This window comes from Oscillospiraceae bacterium, from assembly GCA_031265355.1.
GTDB lineage: Bacteria > Bacillota > Clostridia > Oscillospirales > UBA929 > JAIRTA01.
In genome coordinates, this window is record JAISCT010000036.1 from 1 (window position 1) to 18,331 (window position 18,331).

The window sequence follows — 18,331 nt, forward strand, 5'->3', positions numbered from 1 at the left end:
CAATAGTTACGGGTGGGGACGCCGGCGGGGCCGGCCTCCACTCCCTTGTGGAACTGCGCGCCTAAGCGGGCTGCGCGATGACGGGCTCGCCCAGCGGGACAAGTGTCCCGCTGTCCCAGGTGAATACTTTCACGGTGTATGCCTCCGTCAGCTTTGACGTGTCGAACGCCAGCGTGCGGACGGCCAGGCCGCCGGCGCTCACAAGGCTCTCGGCGCCGGCCGTCTGCAGCAGCCGGCCGCTGGCCGCGTCATACGCCGCCGCTATCAGCCGGACGGATTGGACTTCCTCCGTGTTGTTGATGACGGACACGGACACGGCGCCGTCCTTGAGCGCGGCGTCCGTGTACAGGCCGGGCGCGATATCCAGTTGGTAGCGCGCCAGGCTGGACGGATCGCCGATGTCGTTGTACACGTCGAAATAGGTGCCGTCGGCCTTTCGGCGCTGGTACGTGAACGTCACAGTGAACGGCTCCGCGGGGGACAGTATCCTCAGCGTGCCGCCGCCGACGCCGCCGGACACATATTCGGCGGCGTCTGGGTCGCTGACCGCCACGGCGACCCTGTTCGCCGTGCTGCTTAAAGCCAGCGCGCCGCCGTCCGCGTTTTTGACGGCAAACGAGAGCGCAAGGCCGCTCTGCGATTCCGAGAAGGCCACGGACACGCGGTAAGGCGCCGTGCCCGACGGGACCGGCTGGTCGCCCAGGGTCTGTTTCACGCGCAAAATCGGGTGGCCGTCCCCGTCCAGGTTCTGCGTGTCAAAGACGACCTCGTCGGTGTACAGGTACCGGCCGCCGGTGTTCGTGGGCCGCGCGTGATAGACATGGTAGAGTTCCGTGCCGTCCGGCGAGTTGACGAAGGAACCGTGCCCGGTGCTGTATACGCTCCTGCCTTCGGTCTCGGTCATCTTGACGATGGGGTTGCCGGCGTACTTCTTCCAGGGCCCCAGCGGGTCGTCGGCCACGGCATAGCCCTCGCCATACCAAATGTTGGCATAATTGTTGCAGGAATAGACCATGTAATACTGGCTGCGCGCCTCGCCGTCGAGGGTATACGTGAATTTCATGGTAGTGGAACCTTCAGCCCAGCGCCGGTCCTTGTTCGCTCCGTTTGTCGAGGCGAAGTCGTCCACATGGGCGTTTTCCCACGCCTGCGGTTCGTCTCTGTAGCTGATCACCGGCACAAACCCGTCTTTACGCGCGGAGGAAGTGTCGTTTAGAGGCTTGTTTGCGTTGATATAGGACGCATCCACCGTAGGCATGACCGGTTCGTTGGCGTTCCACCAGCCCGTTGTCATCTTGACAGCGTAGATGTTGGACTCCTCAATGTACTTGCCCAGCGTGGTGTCCCACACCCAGTTGCGGTAGGCGTTGCGCGAATAGTACAGGTATATATCGCCGTTGTCGTCAAAGAAGACATTGGGGTCGATGAACGGCAGATAAACGCCCAGCGGTGCGGTCTCTCCCTCCGCAAGGGTTGTAGGAGGCGATTTTTGGGTGGCGTCCATAATCAGGTTGACGTCGTGGTAGTTCGGGTCGTACGGATAGTAGTCGATGGGCGCTTTTTCGATGTTGTAAAACGGGCCTTCCGGTGATTTCGATACGGCGACGCCTGTCTTACAGGCTTCTTCAAAACTGGTAAAGCCGAAGTGCGTCAGTTTGTCCTCGTTGCGGGTCATGCGCCCGGCATAAAACAGGTAATAGTACCCGTTGTTCGGGTTGTAGTAGCACTCGGGCGCCCAGAACCAGTCGTTTGCCCATGTGTTCGGATCGTTTGTAGGGATCGCGCCGGACAGCCTTTCCCATGTGGTGAGATCCGCCGACCTGTAGATGCCGAATCGGTACCCCGATCTGGCTCCATCCGTGGAGTACGCGTAATAATAGCCGCTGGCCGCATCATACAGGACGTATGGGTCGGCCCCCTGAGACGACGCGTCGTTGTGGAACGTCGCGTTTGTCACTGTATATTCCGAACTGTCATAGACCTCAAACTTGGCGATGGTCATCGCGCCTGTCTCCTGAGAATACGGCGTGGCGTTTTCCATGCCGACGCGCACCCGGGAAGCGATCACGCGGTCAAAGGTGATTTTCGAGGCGGCAAGCGTTTCTGTCGCCAGTTGCGTCTTTTGGTTGGCTGCGTCAACCCACGCGAATCCGTCCCAATACTGCACGCTCAGGGATTTTGGTATATTCGAACCGGGGCCGGCTGTGCTTGCGGCGTCGATGACGAAGTACAGATCGATTTCCGCGAAAGTCTTTGGGCTCGGCCAATAGACCTCGACAAATTCATACGGGCGGGCATCCTTAACCAGCCGCACCACCTTGCCCGCCGCGTTCGACGTGCTGGTTGTATACTTATTTGTCCACCTAGATGTGGTATTTCCGTTTAGCATATTGTTGGGATAATTCGTGCCGCTGGTATAAGAGGCTGTCGCCAGTGCGCCCATGTCTGAAACGGTGGCGGTATTTATCGCCGCCGTGTTCAGCGCGATGTTGTCGGCGGAAGCGGTTCCATCAATCGTGATGACCGCCCTGGCAGGTAAATCGACGCCATTCTCCGTCAGTGGAACCGTTCCGGAAACCTCAATGGTTTTGGACGCCGTAAAATCCGCGGCCTTGATGTTGTCCCAAACGGCTTTTTTGACCAGTGTGATCCCGCTGTCGTATGTCACGTTTACGGCTGTCGGAATCGCCGGTACGCGGCCGACGGCCGTCGTGAGCACGAGCTCGGAGACGCGGACCGGTGTGCCGAGAGGTTCCGGCGCGCAGACAGCCGTGTAATCGCCGTTTCCGTCGTCCGTGGCCCTGACCGTGATCGTCGACGGCGCCATATACTCGGACGAAGCTGTGACCGTTATGTCGCCGGCGTCGTGATCCGACTGGATGACGACGAGGGCTCTACCGTTGAAGGCGGAGCGTTCCGAGTGCGTATTTTTTTCCACGCCTTCCCATTTGTACGGCTCGGCGCTCTCCTGTTGCCCGTTGTCCACACCGACAATGTAACCGCCCGTGACGTCGAATTTGATGCGCTGGCCGGCTGACGGCAGCGTCACGCCGTTTTCATCCACGACATCGCATTCAATGTAGGCGAGGCTGCGGCCATCCGCCTTAATCACGGACTTGTCGGCTTTCATGCGGATCGTATACGCCTGTCCCGCCGTTTTGATCACGTCGGCGGCCACTTCGCGTCCATCCACGTCTGTCGCGACGACTTTCAGTTCGCCCGGCGCAAAAGGTACATGCCATGTGAGATGCAGTTTGCCGTATTCGCCGTTGGGACTCACATAACCGCCGGGATTGATGTCGCTCTGGTTGTTTGCCAGCACATTGCCGCCGGATGAATCCTGCGTCGGTTCGTGCGTCTCATAGTATTTCAATCCGAACTCCGTTGTTTTCAGGGCAAAACTCCGCTCTCCCAACGATACGCCGTTCAGGAATAGTTCGGCCTTCACCGCGTTTGTGTACACCCAGACCTCGACATCCTCTCCCGGGCGCCAGTCGTTCCAGTTCATCGGAACAATGTGCGCGAACGGGTCTTGGGACCACTGACTTTTGTATGCGTAATACGCATCTTTTGGGAATCCCGCCGTGTCGACGGCGCCAAACAACGAAACGCCGACGGGATAAACGCCAAACGGAGTGGGCTCGCCGATATAGTCGAAGCCGCTCCATACGAACGAGCCAATGAAGTGCTCGCGGTCACGCGCCCGTTTCAACCCGTATTCATGCGGATATGTCCAGCTGGACAGGTTGTTGTCGTACGAAGACGTGCCCCTGTGTCCCGGCGTCATATCCTGCATGGTATTGGGCAGCGACGGGTCGTAATAATAACCGCGCACGCTCGTTTGAGACGCGGCCTCTGAACAGAAGAAGAACGTATCCGGATACGCCGCGTGCAGCAAGTCGCTTGTCGCCGCGAGGTTATAGTTTGTGCCAATACCGTCCACGACCGCGTTGATATAACCCCAAACGGTATCCGGTGCGGGCGCGCTCGGCTTTTCCTTGTCCGTGCCGTGGACGATATACCGCGACAGATCGAGCGATTTGATGTCGTTGCGCAGCCGCAGCGTCTCGCCGTAATAATTGAAATTGATGTTTGTAGTCGCCGTGTTTGTGTCGGTTTCTCCGCGTGCGAACGATGTCGGCACGGGGTCGCCGGGCAGCAAGTAATCGTGCCAGTCATACCAAGCCGGTTTTGTGCCGACGCCGTTTAGCTCATTGCCGAGAGACCACATGGCCACGCTCGGCTCATTGATGTCGCGCGACACCATCTCCTTGATCACCCAATCTGACCACATGGTGTGCGCGGGCTGTGCCTCCGGCGCGCCGGGCCAGTCCGAGGGCACCTCGACAAGGAAAAAATTGCCAAAATCATATGCGGCTTTTGTGCCGCCCCATCCGTCGAATGCCTCTTCAACGACGACAATGCCAAGTTCTGAGCACAGATCGATACAGGCCTTGGACGGAGGGTTGTGAGATGTGCGCAGCGCGTTTATGCCCATCGACTTGCAGATGAGCAGTTCGCGTTTCAAAGCGTCGTAGCTTTCGACGCCGCCCAAGGCCCCGACGTCGTGGTGGTTATTGACGCCGTTCAGTTTCAAGTGTTCGCCGTTCACGAAGAATCCTTTTTCAGGGTCGGCCTGAAAATATCTGAAACCGTATTTGTACGCGGCGCTGTCGACAAGTACGGGACCCCCGCCCGCGTCGAAAAATAAATCGGCCGTGATAGTATAACGGTACGGGTCGTCCGTGGACCACAGGTGAACGTCTGAAAGCACAAAATTGTCGTCCAGCTGATAGGTGCCCTCAGCGCCGCATATCACCGGCGCTGAATCGCTCGACAAAACGAGTGCGCCCGATGCGTCATATACGTTTGTTTTTATCGAGAGGCTACCCTTCGCGCCGACATACGCTTTCGCGGTTACGCGAACGGCGGGCGATTTGGTTTTGAAGTCGTTCTCTATGGTGGGCGTGGTGATGACGACGCCGTGCCGAGCATACCTTGCCTGCTGTTCCGTGACGACAAGGCTGACCGGACGGGTGATGCCGGTACCCGTATACCAACGGCCGGACGGCGACATATTTTGCACTTTGACGACAACCACATTGGGAGCTGCCGTGCCATAGTGAAGGAATTCGGTTATATCATACGAAAATCCCGTGTAGCCATTGGGATAATTGCCGACAAGCGTGCCGTTCACATACACGACGGAGTTTTGATAAACGCCCTCAAAATCAATCGTGATCGTCTTGCTGCGCAAAGATTCGGAGACGACAAAGGTTTTTCTGTACCAACCGAGGCCGGCCCCTATGTAGCCGTGGTTGGCCGAAGTACCGCCCGATACCTTTTCTCCCTCAATGCTGAAATCATGGGGCACGGTTACGGTGCGCCATGCGCTGTCATTAAACGCGGGGGTTATTACATCCGCCGTTGTCACGCCGCCCGCATCCGCCAGGCCATAAAGCCTGAAGTTGGCGGCATTGTTTGCGCCTTGAGCGACGCTTGGCGTGCGCGTCGCAAGGAAGAACTTCCAATTGTCGTTAAAATCAATCACACAAGGCGCGCCGGCTTCGTCGATTTGTTCGGTAACGATAGCGGCGTCTTCCGAAGCGCCGTCCGGAGCGGCGGATACATAGGCCGAAAACATGGACGTCATCGACAGACACATCATCAGCGACATGACAAGACTGACAGCTTTTTTCATAGACATATGATCATACCTTTCTCAACTTCAGCTCTTATTTGTCTATTCGTCGGGTTCTTTTTTCCTGCGGCGAACGTTCCTGTGATTTTTAAGAAAAGCTGCGGGGAAAAAGCTTGAAATGTGAAAACTGTTGTGCTATAATGAAGACCGTTGGTATCCGGGTGTGGCGCAGCTTGGTAGCGCGCTTGAATGGGGTTCAAGAGGCCGCAGGTTCGACTCCTGTCACTCGGACCAATCGTGAAATCCTTCAACCGCTTGTGTTTCAAGCGATTGGGGGATTTCTTCTTTGGTGCGAAACAGTGTGCGCGCGGTGATTGAGGATGAATTTGGGCTCCTCACTGTCCGCAGCATTTCTTGTATTTTTTGCCGCTCCCGCAGGGACAGGGATCGTTGCGCCCGATTTTCGGCCCTGTCCTGCGTACGGTTTGTGTGGGAGTTGGTGGACCGGACTCCTCATTGTCGTCAAATTCTGCGAGATCCCATCCTTCTTTGGTAAGAATCTTCATTCGCCAATACAGCAGCTTTTGTGTGTCTCGGGTATGCAGAACCTGATTGAAAAAGTCGGCGTGGAGAGCGTATAAGTGGGGATATTCCTTGCGCAGCCGCAAAAGCTTCGAGCGATAGGCGTTTTTCTCTGCTAAAATATGGGCTTCCATAGCGACCAGATTGAGCTTACACTGCTCACAGTCGCAGTCGTTGTTTAGCGTGGCAAAAAGGTCGTGGAACAGGGAGGGAAAGCCATGTTCCATGAGCGATTCTATCTCTACCACACGGTTTGCTTCCGCAAGCTGTTCTTGCAGGTCGGCGTCAATGTGCGGAAGCATCGCCGCCATTTCCTGTATGTACTTAACAAAAGCCGGTTTGTGCATCTCCCGCGCGCTTTCCAGCAAAAAACAAACAGTTTGTGCCGGATCCTCATGCTGGCCACCGCCGGCGCGCATGACACGGACGATTTTGTCTAAATACCGTTCCGCCGCCTCCATGTCGCTTTGCGCGTGAAATACAGCAGCATGAGCATAGAGCCGAATGCTTTCTATCCCACGCTCTTCCATCGCGCGCAAACCCCGTTCACAGACGAGCTGCGCTTCTGCCCGGTCGGGTGAATTCTGATGGAAATTGAGCAGCGCTCCCCAATACTCGGCGTTGCCGCCGTCGAGTTCCAGCGCTTGCCGGTACTGTGCGTGTGCTTTTTTATTCCAGCCGCGGTGGTCATAGTCCAAAGCGAGCTTGTAGGCGTACTCCGCGTTTCTCGGCTCTTTCTTGCAGAGTTTTTCCCATGTGGAGATCGCCTTGCCAATCTTCCCCTGCCTTTCAAAGGCGCGGGCCAATGCTGCCTGCGCCTGCGTAAGTTCGGGGTGCAGCTTCAGAGTTTGTTCGTATACATCAGCGGCCTGGGCGTGGCGGCCAAGGCGTTCAAGGTTCTCCGCCTGCTCAAAAAGATAAGCTGCGAGCTTCGGCAAAGAGCGGTTTTGGTCGTATGCGGCCCGCTTTCTCTCATTCGAAAGAATGTCATATGCGGCCCGCAGTCTTTTGTATTCTTCCGGAAACCGCTCCGGGGGATATTTTTTTACAAGCGTGTAATAAGCCCGCTTGATCTGCTGTGCATCCGCCGTTTTTTCCACGCCGAACCACTCATAATAATTTTCCTTCATTTACCACAACCCCCAAAGGGATTTCGCGCGCTTTGCCGTTTCCCTGAGATATTCCGACGCTTCGACTCCGCCTCGGTCCTTTTCCTCCGCCAAGGCAAATAGTCTGCCTGCCTCGGCGTAGCGCTTTGCTCCGGCCAAGATGCACCCTCGTATGTTCAACAACCGCACGCTTTGGTGCGGAATCTTCTCCGCCGCTTTCAGAGCCGCCCGCCATTTACCGCGCCGGATAAGCCGCTCTACCGTCTCCAGTCCGGCTTTTGTGAGCGCTCGCGCCTCCGACGCCCCGCCTGCCAGATCGGGAAATTCCGCGAGAATTTTTGCCGCGTCCTCCGTATTCCCCAGTTCAAGAAGACAAAGTCCCAGCAGTCTACGGGCCTTCGCTTGTCCTTCGTCCAGCGAGAAGGCGCAAAACGAGAGCCGTGCGGCTCCGCTCAGATCCCCCCGCTCCGCCGCCGAAAGCGCAAGCAGATAGTACTTGCGGCCAAGTTCCTCCATCAATGCGCTGCCTCCAATGCTTCCAGAAGAGCCATAAGTTCCTCCCGCAGAGCCTCGGCCTGTTCTCCGCGCTCCAGAAGCAAAGCTTCTTTGAGCTGCTGCACCAGCACTTCAAGTTCGCCGGCGCCTTCCACCTCGGCCGCTATCAGCTTCTCCGCTTTGCGTACAATAGGGCGGTAGCGTTTCGCGCTGGAGGCACTTCCCCATTTGGAAAGATCCAATGCTGGCAGCGGCTCCACACCGGTGGTACTGATTTCGGCGGAGACCTCATTTCTTGTGGATATCGCCTTCGCCTTGACCTGTAAAATACCGTTCATATCATAGGAAAAAGTTACCTCCACCGGTTCCTTGCCCCGACGGGCGGGAGGGATCCCGGTGAGCTGTACTTTTCCGAGGTGCTCGTTGTTTTCCGGATCCAGCGACTCTCCCTGGTATGCCTCGATTGTCACAGAGGACTGGTAATCCCGAGCGGGAAAGTAAATTTTAGAGACATCGGCCGGTACGGGGGTGTTACGGGGAATGACCGGGTCGAATACGATTCTGTCGCCGTACATACCCTCCAGCAGCACCGCCGTGCCCAATGTGTAGGGACACACGTCGGTCAGCACGAGTTCCGCGCGGCCGTCCAAGCTGCCGTCTAAAATGGCTGCCTGTATGGCCGCGCCCCGGGCAACCGTCAGATCCGGGTCAACCAACAAGCGGGGAACGATGTTCAGGGTGTCTGCCACCAGTTGTTTTACGCAGGGGATGCGGGTGGAACCGCCCGCCAGCAGTACAATCTCCAAATCCGCCGGAGACAGCCCCGCGTCAGACAGCGCCGACAGCATAAGCGCTCTGGTGGATTCGATCTTTTCCCGTATCAGGCCGTCGAAATCAGCTCTTGTAACGGTTTTCTCCACTGAAACCGGCGCTCCGCCAGCGGAGGAAAACAAAAAAGGCAGGGATATCTCATAGCTTTCTTCTGTGCTCAGCGCGCGTTTGCATTCCTCCGCCGCCTTTTTCAGCCGCATAAGGGCGCGCGCGTCCCCGCCCGGGTCGGCGAGGAAACACATAAGGGCCTCGTCGAAGTCCTTGCCGCCCAGATGATTGTTTCCGGCGCCGGCCTTGACGTCAATAACGCCTTCGAACAATTCCAGCACTGTGATGTCCAGCGTGCCGCCGCCAAGGTCGTACACCAGTATGTTTTTGCACTGCGAAAGATTTTCCAGGCCATAATCCAGTGCGGCCGCCGTGGGCTCGTTGAGTATGCGTTCCACTGTGAGCCCCGCGAGCTCACCGGCCTTCACTGTGGCCCGGCGCTGGACGTCGGTAAAATAGGCCGGCACGGTGATGACGGCACGGCTGATCGTTTCGCCCAGGTATTTTTCCGCGCATTCGGTGAGATGGCGCAGAAGATAGCTTTGAAGTTCCTCAGGGGAATATTTTTTGCCGTGGGCACACAGGGTCTGTCCGCCGCCTGTCATCCGTTTGATCTCCATAAAGGTGCAGTCTGGACGGGTGAGCAGATATTCGACGGCAGGTTCTCCCACCAGGATTTCACCGTCCACGCCGATATGCACCACCGACGGCGTTATCACCTTCCCCAGACTGTTCGGGATCAAGACCGGCTTTCCGTCTATAACGCACGCGATTTCCGACGTGGATGTTCCCAGATCGATACCAACAATCCTATTCATCCGTTTTGTCTCCCATCCCTTTACTTAATATCACAACGGCTTTTCGCACAACCGCCCCAAGATATCGGTAGCCGCTTTGCAGCACCCGCGCCACATGCTCGCGCGGAACGGATGAAACCACCGCCGACCGTACCGTATGAATCTCCGGGTCCAGCGGCTGGCCGTCCGCCCCCAAGCGGACAAAGCCGTAGCGCTCCAGCAGGCTCCCTGAATTGCGCCACATCATCCAAGCCTGTTTATCCAGCCCGGCGTCTCCGCTGTCCCGAGCGTATGCACAAAAATCCTCAAGAATATCGCACAGACCCACGACCGCGTCCGCCAGAGCGTCGGCGCGCCGTTTCTCGGACCGCATCGCATCTTGCAGCGCAGTGGTATCCATGTTTCCAACGATATCGTATATTTCCTCCACCTGCATAGAAAGCTCCGATTGCTTTTTGCGCAGTGACGTCAATGTCCGCTGCCCATCCAAAGCGATTTCGGCAAACTCGTTTTCAGGCAGAGGCCTCGTTTCCTGTTCCAGCAACATAGTAAGCGCCCGCTTGAAATCAAACATACACGTGAAGCCGCCTTTCTATAACGAGCTGCACACGGGCCGCAACGGGCCAAAACCTTCCCGGGCGTTGTGCGGCCCGGGAGGATTTTGGCCCGTATGATGACCGCTTTCAGCAGACGAACGTCTTGGCGGCCTCAAATTCCTTTTGGATCTCGCGGCTCGGCGGCGGCGTCAGCAGCGACACGATGACGATGGCCGCACAGGAGAGCAGGAAAGCGGGCAGCAGCTCATAGATGCCAAACGCGCCGCCCAGCGGTTTGATGAGTAAATTCCAGATGAACACCATGGCCCCGCCCGTGACCACCCCGGCCACCGCGCCGGCGTGGGTGCAGCGTTTCCAGAAGAGGGAGAACAAAACGAGCGGCCCGAAACTGGCGCCGAAACCCGCCCAGGCGAAGCTGACGACAGTGAAGATGACGCTGTTCTCGTTCAGCGCAACGAGTATGCCCGCCACAGCCACGGCCAGCAGCGTGATGCGGCTGACAAGCATCACCTGTTTGTCGGTCGCGTTCTTTTTGATCACACCCTGAAAGAGATCCTTCGCTACGGCGCTGGAGGCGATCAACAGATAGGAGTCGGAGGAACTCATGATCGCCGCGAGAATGCCGGCGATCATAACGCCGGCCAGCAACGGGTGGAACAGCGTGCGAGAGATGACGATGAAGACGTTTTCCGCAGCCGCGTAAGTGGACAGCTCCGCCGACGCGGGGAAGAGCGCCCGGCCGGTAAGGCCGATGAACAGCGCGGCGGCCAGCGAGATGGCACACCAAGTCGTGGCGATCCGGCGAGAACGCGTCAGTTCGTGGGACCGGCGGATCGCGAAGAACCGGAGCAGGACCTGCGGCATGCCGAAGTAGCCGAGCCCCCACGACAGCGTGGAGAGAATCGTGAGCAGACCGTAGGGGGCCGCCGACCCGAACAGCGGCACGCCGTTTGAAACTTGCTGTATGCCGTTGGCGTCTGTCACGGGGGTCGCGAGGCCAAAGAAGTCCACAAACCCAGGGATGTTTTTGATGTTTTCGGACACGGCGCCCAGGCCGCCCGCCGCGATGACCGCCGCGCCCAGCACGGCCACCAGCGCGATGATCATGATGATGCCCTGAAGGAAGTCGGACAGGCTCTCGGCCAAAAAGCCGCCCAAAAAGGTGTAAAGGATCACGAAAAACGCGCCGATGAGCATCATCGGGATGTATGGCATCTGGAAAAGCTGGGCGAAGAGCTTTCCGCCCGCGACAAAACAGCTCCCCGCGTATACGGCAAAAAAGATGAGGATCATCAGCGAGGCGATGGTGAGGAGCGGTTTGTTGCTTCGCTCTTTAAAGCGGTTGGAGAAGAACTCGGGGATCGTGATGGAGTTGCCCGCCAGGGTGGAATAGCGGCGCAGGGGCTTGGCCACGATCAGCCAGTTGAGGTACGTGCCCGCGAGCAGACCGATGGCGGTCCACGCGGCGTCCGCAAAACCGCACCAATAGGCGAGGCCCGGTACGCCCATCAGCAGCCAGCCGCTCATGTCGCTGGCTTCCGCGCTCATGGCGGCCACCCACGGCCCCAGGGAACGGCCCCCGATGAAGTAGTTTTCGCTGTTTTCATTGGCTTTGCGTGCGTACACAAAACCGATGACGACGACGACGATCATGTAGGAGGCCACGGCGATCAGTACCTGTATGGTGTTTGCATCCATACTCACGACACACTCCTTGACTTGGGCGCCTCTGACAACTTCTGCCGGATGCAGCGTCGGGCACGGAGCTGCGGGAGACGCCCATTTGTATTGAGGTACGCTGGGCGCTTCGGATGGAGACCGCTTTTTGCCGTACACTCAAAGACTATACCACAAAAAACATCGGATTACCAGAGTGCAATTCAGAAAATTTGACAGAATGGGAAAATTTTTTTGTCTACACAAAATCTACACATCGTCCTGATACAATGCAAGTATCGAAGCAGGTGTCGAAGGGGTTCCGTACGGACTCCAAACGGCCGGGACGAACGGGGGAGGGATGAGCCGTGGGCGCCGGACTGAAGACGAAGACGCTGCGCATCGGCGGCATGACCTGTGCGCACTGCCAGAGCAGGATCGAAAAAGCGCTGCGTAGCACCGCCGGTATCCGCAGTGTGCGGGTGAGCTACAGCGCGGGTACAGCCGTCGTGACTTACGATGCGGACATCGTTGCGCTGCGCGACGTCGTCCGCATCATCACTGGGCTGGACTACCGGGTGCTCGACGGAACCGAGCAGGGGGCGGGCGCGGCGCGGGCCGTGGGCATCCTCTTGATTGTGCTTGCGCTGTATATGATTCTGCGGCAGCTGGGTCTCACCGGGTGGCTGGGTGCATTTCCCACCGCGCAGGCGGGCATGGGGTATGGCATGCTCTTTGTCATCGGACTTACGACTTCGGTGCACTGTCTGGCAATGTGCGGCGGGCTCAACCTCTCGCAGTGCCTCCCGCAGGCGCCGGACACGCCGGCAGCGGGCGGCGGGCGGCGTGTCGTGCTGCGGCCAAGCCTGCTATACAATCTCGGCCGCGTGCTCTCTTATACGCTGGTCGGCGCCGGCGTCGGCGCGCTGGGGGCGGTGATCAGCCTCTCGGGTGTGGCCAAAGGAGCCGTACAACTCCTCGCAGGGGTGTTTATGATCCTCATGGGTTTGACAATGCTGGGGCTTTTTCCCGGACTGCGCCGGTTGGTGCCGCGGATGCCGCGTCTCTTCACCCGGCGGATCGGCGGCGCCGGCGGCGCCCGCAAGCTCGGCCCGTTGTATGTGGGGCTGCTGAACGGCCTTATGCCGTGCGGACCGCTGCAGGCCATGCAGCTCTATGCGCTCTCCACTGGCGGTCCGGTCCGGGGGGCGCTTGCTATGCTGGTATTTTCGTTGGGGACCGTACCGCTGATGTTCGGCCTCGGCGCGCTCAGCTCGGTGCTGAGCCGGACCTTTACCAAAAAGGCCATGACCGCCGGCGCGGCGCTGGTCGTGGTGCTCGGTCTTTCGATGTTCACAAACGGCTGGACGCTCTCCGGACTCTCCCTTTGGAGCGGCTCCGCTTCGGAGCAGGAGGCGGAGGCGCCGGAGCCCCCGCCGGCGGCAGAGACGCTCTCGGAAGGGATCTCGGCGGACGCGCCGGCAGGGGCGGCCGAGGTGCAGCGGGTGAATACCACACTCAAGCCAGGGCGCTACACCCCCATCACAGTCCGGGTGGGCGTGCCGGTGGAATGGACCGTGGACGCTCCGGAGGGCAGCCTCAACGGCTGTAACAACCGCATGTATATTCCAGAATATGGAATCGAAGTCCCTTTTCAGCTCGGAGCCAATCTGATCGAATTCACGCCGACCCGGACGGGCACGTTTGCCTACTCCTGCTGGATGGGGATGATCCGCAGTACGATCACCGTCGTGGACGGCTGAACCCGGGGGCGGCGCCTCCGATTTCATTGGAAGAGGGGCATGAGAGATGCGTGTTTTGCTCAGCCACTGGCACTGCGTGGTGCCTGTCATCCTGCTCGCCGCCGGGTGTTTTTTGGCGAAGGCGTCAAAGTGGCACCGCCGGAAGGCGAACGGGACAACGGCGGAGAATGCTGTGAAGCGAAGACCCTCGAGAGGCCCGCGCGGGCCGTGGAGCACACGGCTGATGCTGCTGGCACTGACGTTGCTGGTCACGGCGGCGGGGTGTGCGCGCGCCGACGCGCCGCCGGATGTGCCGGCGTCCCCGGGCGTGTCCGGCGCGGCTCCGGCGGAGACCCCGAAGATCCCGGCATCGGAGACACCGGAGACAGGCGGAGACGGACCGGCGCCGTCCGGTGCAGATCCGGGTGAATCGGCTGCTCCGGCAGACACACCCGCGCCGCCGAAAGAGGGGGACGGCATGCCGAATCGCCCCGCACCGGCGGATCCGCCGCCGGTGGCCGAATCCGCCGCGCCGGATATCCCGCCGGCGGACCCCGGGACGGCGGGGAGCGTCAACGATCTGGTCATTCCCATCGCCGAGCTTACCGAACAGGCGTCTTTTTATCCGGTGGAGGTGAACGGCACCCAGTTGGAGGTCATCGCGGTGAAGGCGCCGGACGGCACGCTCCGCACGGCGTTCAATACCTGCCAGGTTTGCTACGACTCCGGGCAGGGTTACTACAAGCAGGAGGGAAACGCCCTCGTCTGCCAGAACTGCGGCAGCCTTTTCACGATGGATCGGGTCGAGAAAGCGCAGGGCGGCTGTAACCCGGTACCGATTTATGCCGACTACAAGACGGTGGACGAAGAAAACATCACAATCTCGGGGGCGTTTCTTGAGGAGGCGACGGTCATCTTCCAAAATTGGAAAGCATCCTATTGAAGACGGTCGAAAGGGGAAGAAGAGGAGGGTTTGTATGGACAACCAGATACTCAGCATCGGCGGCATGACTTGCGCGGCTTGCGCGGGGCGGATCGAACGGGTGGTGGGCAAGCTCCCGGGCGTGCGCCGCGCCGCCGTGAACCTGGCCAGCGAGAAGCTGTTTGTAGAATACGATGGGGCCAGCGTGCCGCTCTCCGCCATCAAGGAGGCGGTGGTGAAGATCGGTTACGCGGTGTTGGAGAAACCGCCGGGCGGCACCGTCACCATTCCCGTGGGGGGCATGACCTGCGCGGCCTGCGCGGGGCGGATCGAGAAGACGCTGCGGCGGCTGGACGGCGTGCTTGAGGCCTCCGTCAACCTCGCGACGGAGAAGGCGTTTGTGACGTATGACCCAAAGCGTATCCGCGTGTCCGCGCTCCGAGCGGCCATTGAGAAGCTCGGTTATAAGGCGTTGGAGGCCGACCGAGTCGACGCGGCGGAGGAGGATCGGCGCCGCAAACAGCGAGAGATCCGCGCTCTCTGGATTCGCTTTGTCGTCGCCGCCGTGTTCTCTCTGCCGCTCCTCTACCTCGCGATGGCGCCGATGATCACCTGGGTCCGGCTGCCCTTCCCAGCGTCGCTCGCGCCGATGCAGTTCCCGCTCGTATATGCGGTGGCCGAGCTCATTCTGGTCGTGCCGGTCATCGCCGTCGGGTACCGGTTTTACACGGTCGGCTTCAAGGCGCTCTGGCAGCGCAGCCCCAACATGGACTCTCTGATTGCCGTCGGCACCTCGGCGGCTTTCCTCTACAGCGCTTACAACATGTGGCGGATCACACAGGGCGACTTCCATGCGGTCGACGCGCTCTACTTTGAGACGGCGGGCGTCATCATCACGTTGATTTTACTTGGGAAATCCCTGGAGGCCGTCTCCAAAGGACGGACCTCGGAGGCGATTAAAAAGCTGATGGGTCTCGCGCCGAAGACGGCCATTGTCCTTCGGGACGGCGTGGAGACAGAGATCTCCATCGACGAAGTCGAGATCGGAGACGTCCTGCTTGTGCGGCCCGGCGCGAAAATCCCGGTGGACGGCACGGTGCTCGAAGGTCACACGGCCGTGGATGAGTCCATGCTGACCGGGGAGAGCATGCCGGTTGACAAACAGGCCGGGGACGAGGTCTACGCCGCGACGCTCAACACAAACGGCGCGGTCCGGGTGACGGCGACGCGGGTCGGCGGCGATACGGCGCTCGCGCGGATCATCAAATTGGTGGAGGATGCGCAGGGGTCAAAGGCCCCCATCGCGCAGCTCGCCGATATCGTGTCCGGCTACTTTGTGCCGATCGTGTGCGCCATCGCGCTGGTATCCGGTGTCGCGTGGTACATCGGAAGAGGCGACGTGTCTTTCGCGTTGACGATCTTTATCTCCGTTCTGGTCATCGCATGTCCCTGCGCCCTGGGGCTGGCGACGCCGACCGCCATCATGGTCGGCACCGGCAAGGGCGCCGAAAACGGCATTCTCATTAAGGGCGGCGAGGCGCTGGAGACCGCCCACAAGGTGAATACCATCGTGTTCGACAAGACGGGCACCGTCACCGAGGGCAAACCAACCGTGACGGACATCCTGCCCGCGGGCGCGCTGTCGAAAGAGGAACTCTGGCGGCTCACGGCGTCGGCGGAACAGGGCTCCGAACACCCGCTGGGCCAGGCGATCGTGCACGGCGCACGGGCGGAGGGGCTGGCGCTCTCTCCCACGGAGAGGTTCACGGCGCTGACCGGGCGAGGTGTCGAGGCCGTGGTCGACGGCGCGGCGGTCCTTGTCGGCAACGCCGCGTTGATGGAGGAGCGGGGCGTCGCGCTGACCCAGGCCTGGTCGGACCGCCTGGCCGAAGAGGGCAAGACGCCGATGTATGTGGCGCGTGACGGGCAGCTCTCCGGCGTCGTCGCCGTGGCCGACGTGGTCAAGCCGTCGAGCCGCGCGGCCATCGAGAGTCTGCACCGCATGGGCATCGAGGTGGCCATGATCACGGGCGACAACCACAGGACTGCCGCGGCCATCGCGCGGCAGGTCGGTATCGACAGGGTGCTCTCGGAGGTGCTTCCCCAGGACAAATCCTCCGAGATCCAAAAACTCCAGCGGGAGGGGAAGCGGGTCGCCATGGTGGGCGACGGCATCAACGACGCGCCGGCGCTGGTGCAGGCGGACGTCGGTATCGCCATTGGCTCCGGTACGGATGTGGCGATGGAGTCGGCCGACATCGTGCTCATGCGCTCGGACCTCATGGATGTGCCGACCGCGATCCGCCTGAGTCGCCGCACAATCCGCAACATCAAACAGAATCTGTTTTGGGCCTTCGGGTACAACACAATCGGCATCCCCGTGGCGGCCGGGGTTCTCTACCTGTTGGGCGGGCCGCTGCTGAGTCCCATTTTCGCCGCCGCCGCCATGAGTCTCTCCTCGGTGTCGGTGCTGACAAACGCCCTGCGGCTTAAGCGTTTTCGAGCGGACCGGGAGGAGGTGAGTGCGGCATGAGGAGGCTTTTGCTGTGCGCCCTGTGCGCGGCGCTCTTGCTGCTCACCGCCTGCCGCGCGCTCGACGTGATCGGCAATGGGTCGGTGACGTCTTTGGCCGGGGTGCTGGACGCTCTACCGGCCGCCGCGGTCGGGGACACTTGGATGCTGACGGCGCCGGACGGGGCCGCCGCGTTTGTCTGGAGCGGGGATTTCAGCCGGACGGGCGTGTACGACGTTTGGCTGGAACTGGACGCGGCTCCCTTTGTGGCAGCCGGCCTGGATCCAGACCGACTGCCGGGCGGTATGGCACAGGGCGGCCGGTTGGTTACGGGCGCGTCATTGGGTGCGCAGGCCCCGGCGCCGGGGGTATCGGAGAGCCCCGTACTGTCTTACGAGCAGATTGTGACGCAACAGCGCGCGCGCGTCGGCCACCATGCGGCGATGGACCATTTCGGCGTCGACTTGGACGGCGGTTTCATGTTTGAGTGGGCGCGAGACATGGCGGCCAATGACAAGGACATCGTCTTCGTGCTGAACCCCGAGCCCTTCCGGCAGGCCGGCGCCGACGTCGGCGCCATCGAGGGCTGGGCGTTGGCGATGGTGGAGACCATGGACGAAGCCGGCCGGCCGATCGAAGTGGAGAAGCTACTCAAACCCTTTGACATCGGCTGAAAATATCGTATTATTATGTTGATGGCTGATGATGATTCGGGAGAGGGGGGGAGATGTATGGAGAAGACAATCCTGCGGGTGGATGGGATGTCCTGCGAACACTGCGTAAAGGCCGTCACGGGTGCTGTAGGGGGGTTGCCCGGCGTCGCCGGCGTGGCCGTGGACCTGGGCGCCGGGACCGTGACGCTGGACTACGACCCGGCTCAGACGCCGCTGGACCAAATCAAAGCTGAGATTGAGGATCAGGGGTACGATGTGGGGTGACGCGTGACACGTGCCAAAAGGCCAAAAGCAAAAAAGGACCCTCACCGGGCCCTTTTTTGCTTTTTTCTAAAAAGCGGCGAAACGGCTGCCATGGTCCAGGCAGGCGGCTTCGTCGGGGGTCTCCTGGACAATGAAACCGTCGTCGAAGAGCGTGGCGCCCGCGGCTTTGGCGCGCTCCACCCAGTCGCGCATCCATTCCCCGTCGCCCCAGCCGTAGGAACCAAACAGCGCCACTTTTTTTCCGGCGAGAGACCCCTCCACCTCGGCGAAGAAGGGCTCAAATTCCGCTTCCTCCAGGACCTCGCTACCCATGGACGGGCAGCCGAAGGCGATCTTCGCATGGCCGGCAATGTCTGCGGCCGTCACGTCCGGCACCTCAAATACATCCGCCTCCGCACCCACGGCTCGCAGGCCGGACGCGATGCTCTCCGCCATGGCCTTCGTGTTCCCCGTGCCGCTCCAAAATACAATCGCTGTGTCTGCCATAGTGAAATCCTCCCA

The 18,331-nt window shown here is 60.1% G+C and carries 12 protein-coding genes and 1 tRNA gene; 6 read left to right on the top strand and 7 right to left on the bottom strand.

The features are described 5' to 3' along the window. Positions 1-61: 61 nt before the first annotated feature. Positions 62-5,707: a family 43 glycosylhydrolase gene (locus tag LBK75_05085; protein MDR1157667.1), complete on the bottom strand. Its 5,646-nt coding sequence runs from the start codon at positions 5,705-5,707 to the stop codon at positions 62-64. Between the two features lie 151 nt (positions 5,708-5,858). Here LBK75_05085 and LBK75_05090 point away from each other — a divergent pair. Then, positions 5,859-5,935: transfer RNA gene (locus LBK75_05090), tRNA-Pro, on the top strand. A 101-nt stretch (positions 5,936-6,036) separates the two neighbouring features. Here the strand turns inward: LBK75_05090 and LBK75_05095 are convergent. The 5 genes from LBK75_05095 to putP form a co-directional block, all read right to left on the bottom strand. Next, positions 6,037-7,353, bottom strand: a complete 1,317-nt coding sequence (locus LBK75_05095; GenBank protein ID MDR1157668.1) for a DnaJ domain-containing protein — start codon at positions 7,351-7,353, stop codon at positions 6,037-6,039. Continuing rightward, positions 7,354-7,851: a tetratricopeptide repeat protein gene (locus tag LBK75_05100; protein MDR1157669.1), complete on the bottom strand. Its 498-nt coding sequence runs from the start codon at positions 7,849-7,851 to the stop codon at positions 7,354-7,356. Further along, complete coding sequence (locus LBK75_05105; GenBank protein MDR1157670.1) at positions 7,848-9,524, bottom strand: Hsp70 family protein; 1,677 nt, start codon at positions 9,522-9,524, stop codon at positions 7,848-7,850. The genes LBK75_05100 and LBK75_05105 overlap by 4 nt, the downstream gene beginning before the upstream one ends. Further along, positions 9,517-10,077, bottom strand: a complete 561-nt coding sequence (grpE, locus tag LBK75_05110) for a nucleotide exchange factor GrpE (protein ID MDR1157671.1) — start codon at positions 10,075-10,077, stop codon at positions 9,517-9,519. Before grpE ends, LBK75_05105 begins: the two co-directional genes overlap by 8 nt. A 109-nt stretch (positions 10,078-10,186) precedes the next feature. Then, complete coding sequence (gene putP / locus LBK75_05115) at positions 10,187-11,758, bottom strand: sodium/proline symporter PutP (protein MDR1157672.1); 1,572 nt, start codon at positions 11,756-11,758, stop codon at positions 10,187-10,189. A gap of 326 nt (positions 11,759-12,084) precedes the next feature. Here putP and LBK75_05120 point away from each other — a divergent pair, with 326 nt between their 5' ends. The 5 genes from LBK75_05120 to copZ are packed head-to-tail and all read left to right on the top strand — an operon-like array spanning position 12,085 to position 17,830. Then, positions 12,085-13,479 carry a sulfite exporter TauE/SafE family protein gene (locus LBK75_05120; GenBank protein ID MDR1157673.1) on the top strand — a complete coding sequence of 465 codons (1,395 nt, stop codon included), beginning with the start codon at positions 12,085-12,087 and terminating at the stop codon, positions 13,477-13,479. Positions 13,480-13,525: 46 nt separating this feature from the next. Further along, a complete protein-coding gene (locus tag LBK75_05125; GenBank protein MDR1157674.1) occupies positions 13,526-14,401 on the top strand; it encodes a DUF2318 domain-containing protein in 876 nt (291 codons plus the stop codon). Between the two features lie 34 nt (positions 14,402-14,435). Next, positions 14,436-16,913, top strand: coding sequence for a heavy metal translocating P-type ATPase (locus LBK75_05130; protein MDR1157675.1), 2,478 nt, complete (start codon positions 14,436-14,438; stop codon positions 16,911-16,913). Beyond that, positions 16,910-17,566: a hypothetical protein gene (locus LBK75_05135; protein ID MDR1157676.1), complete on the top strand. Its 657-nt coding sequence runs from the start codon at positions 16,910-16,912 to the stop codon at positions 17,564-17,566. The genes LBK75_05130 and LBK75_05135 overlap by 4 nt, the downstream gene beginning before the upstream one ends. A 57-nt stretch (positions 17,567-17,623) precedes the next feature. Then, positions 17,624-17,830, top strand: a complete 207-nt coding sequence (gene copZ, locus LBK75_05140) for a copper chaperone CopZ (GenBank protein ID MDR1157677.1) — start codon at positions 17,624-17,626, stop codon at positions 17,828-17,830. Positions 17,831-17,896: 66 nt separating this feature from the next. Here copZ and LBK75_05145 read toward each other — a convergent pair whose 3' ends face one another. Next, positions 17,897-18,316: a flavodoxin gene (locus tag LBK75_05145; protein MDR1157678.1), complete on the bottom strand. Its 420-nt coding sequence runs from the start codon at positions 18,314-18,316 to the stop codon at positions 17,897-17,899. Between the last annotated feature and the right edge of the window lie 15 nt (positions 18,317-18,331).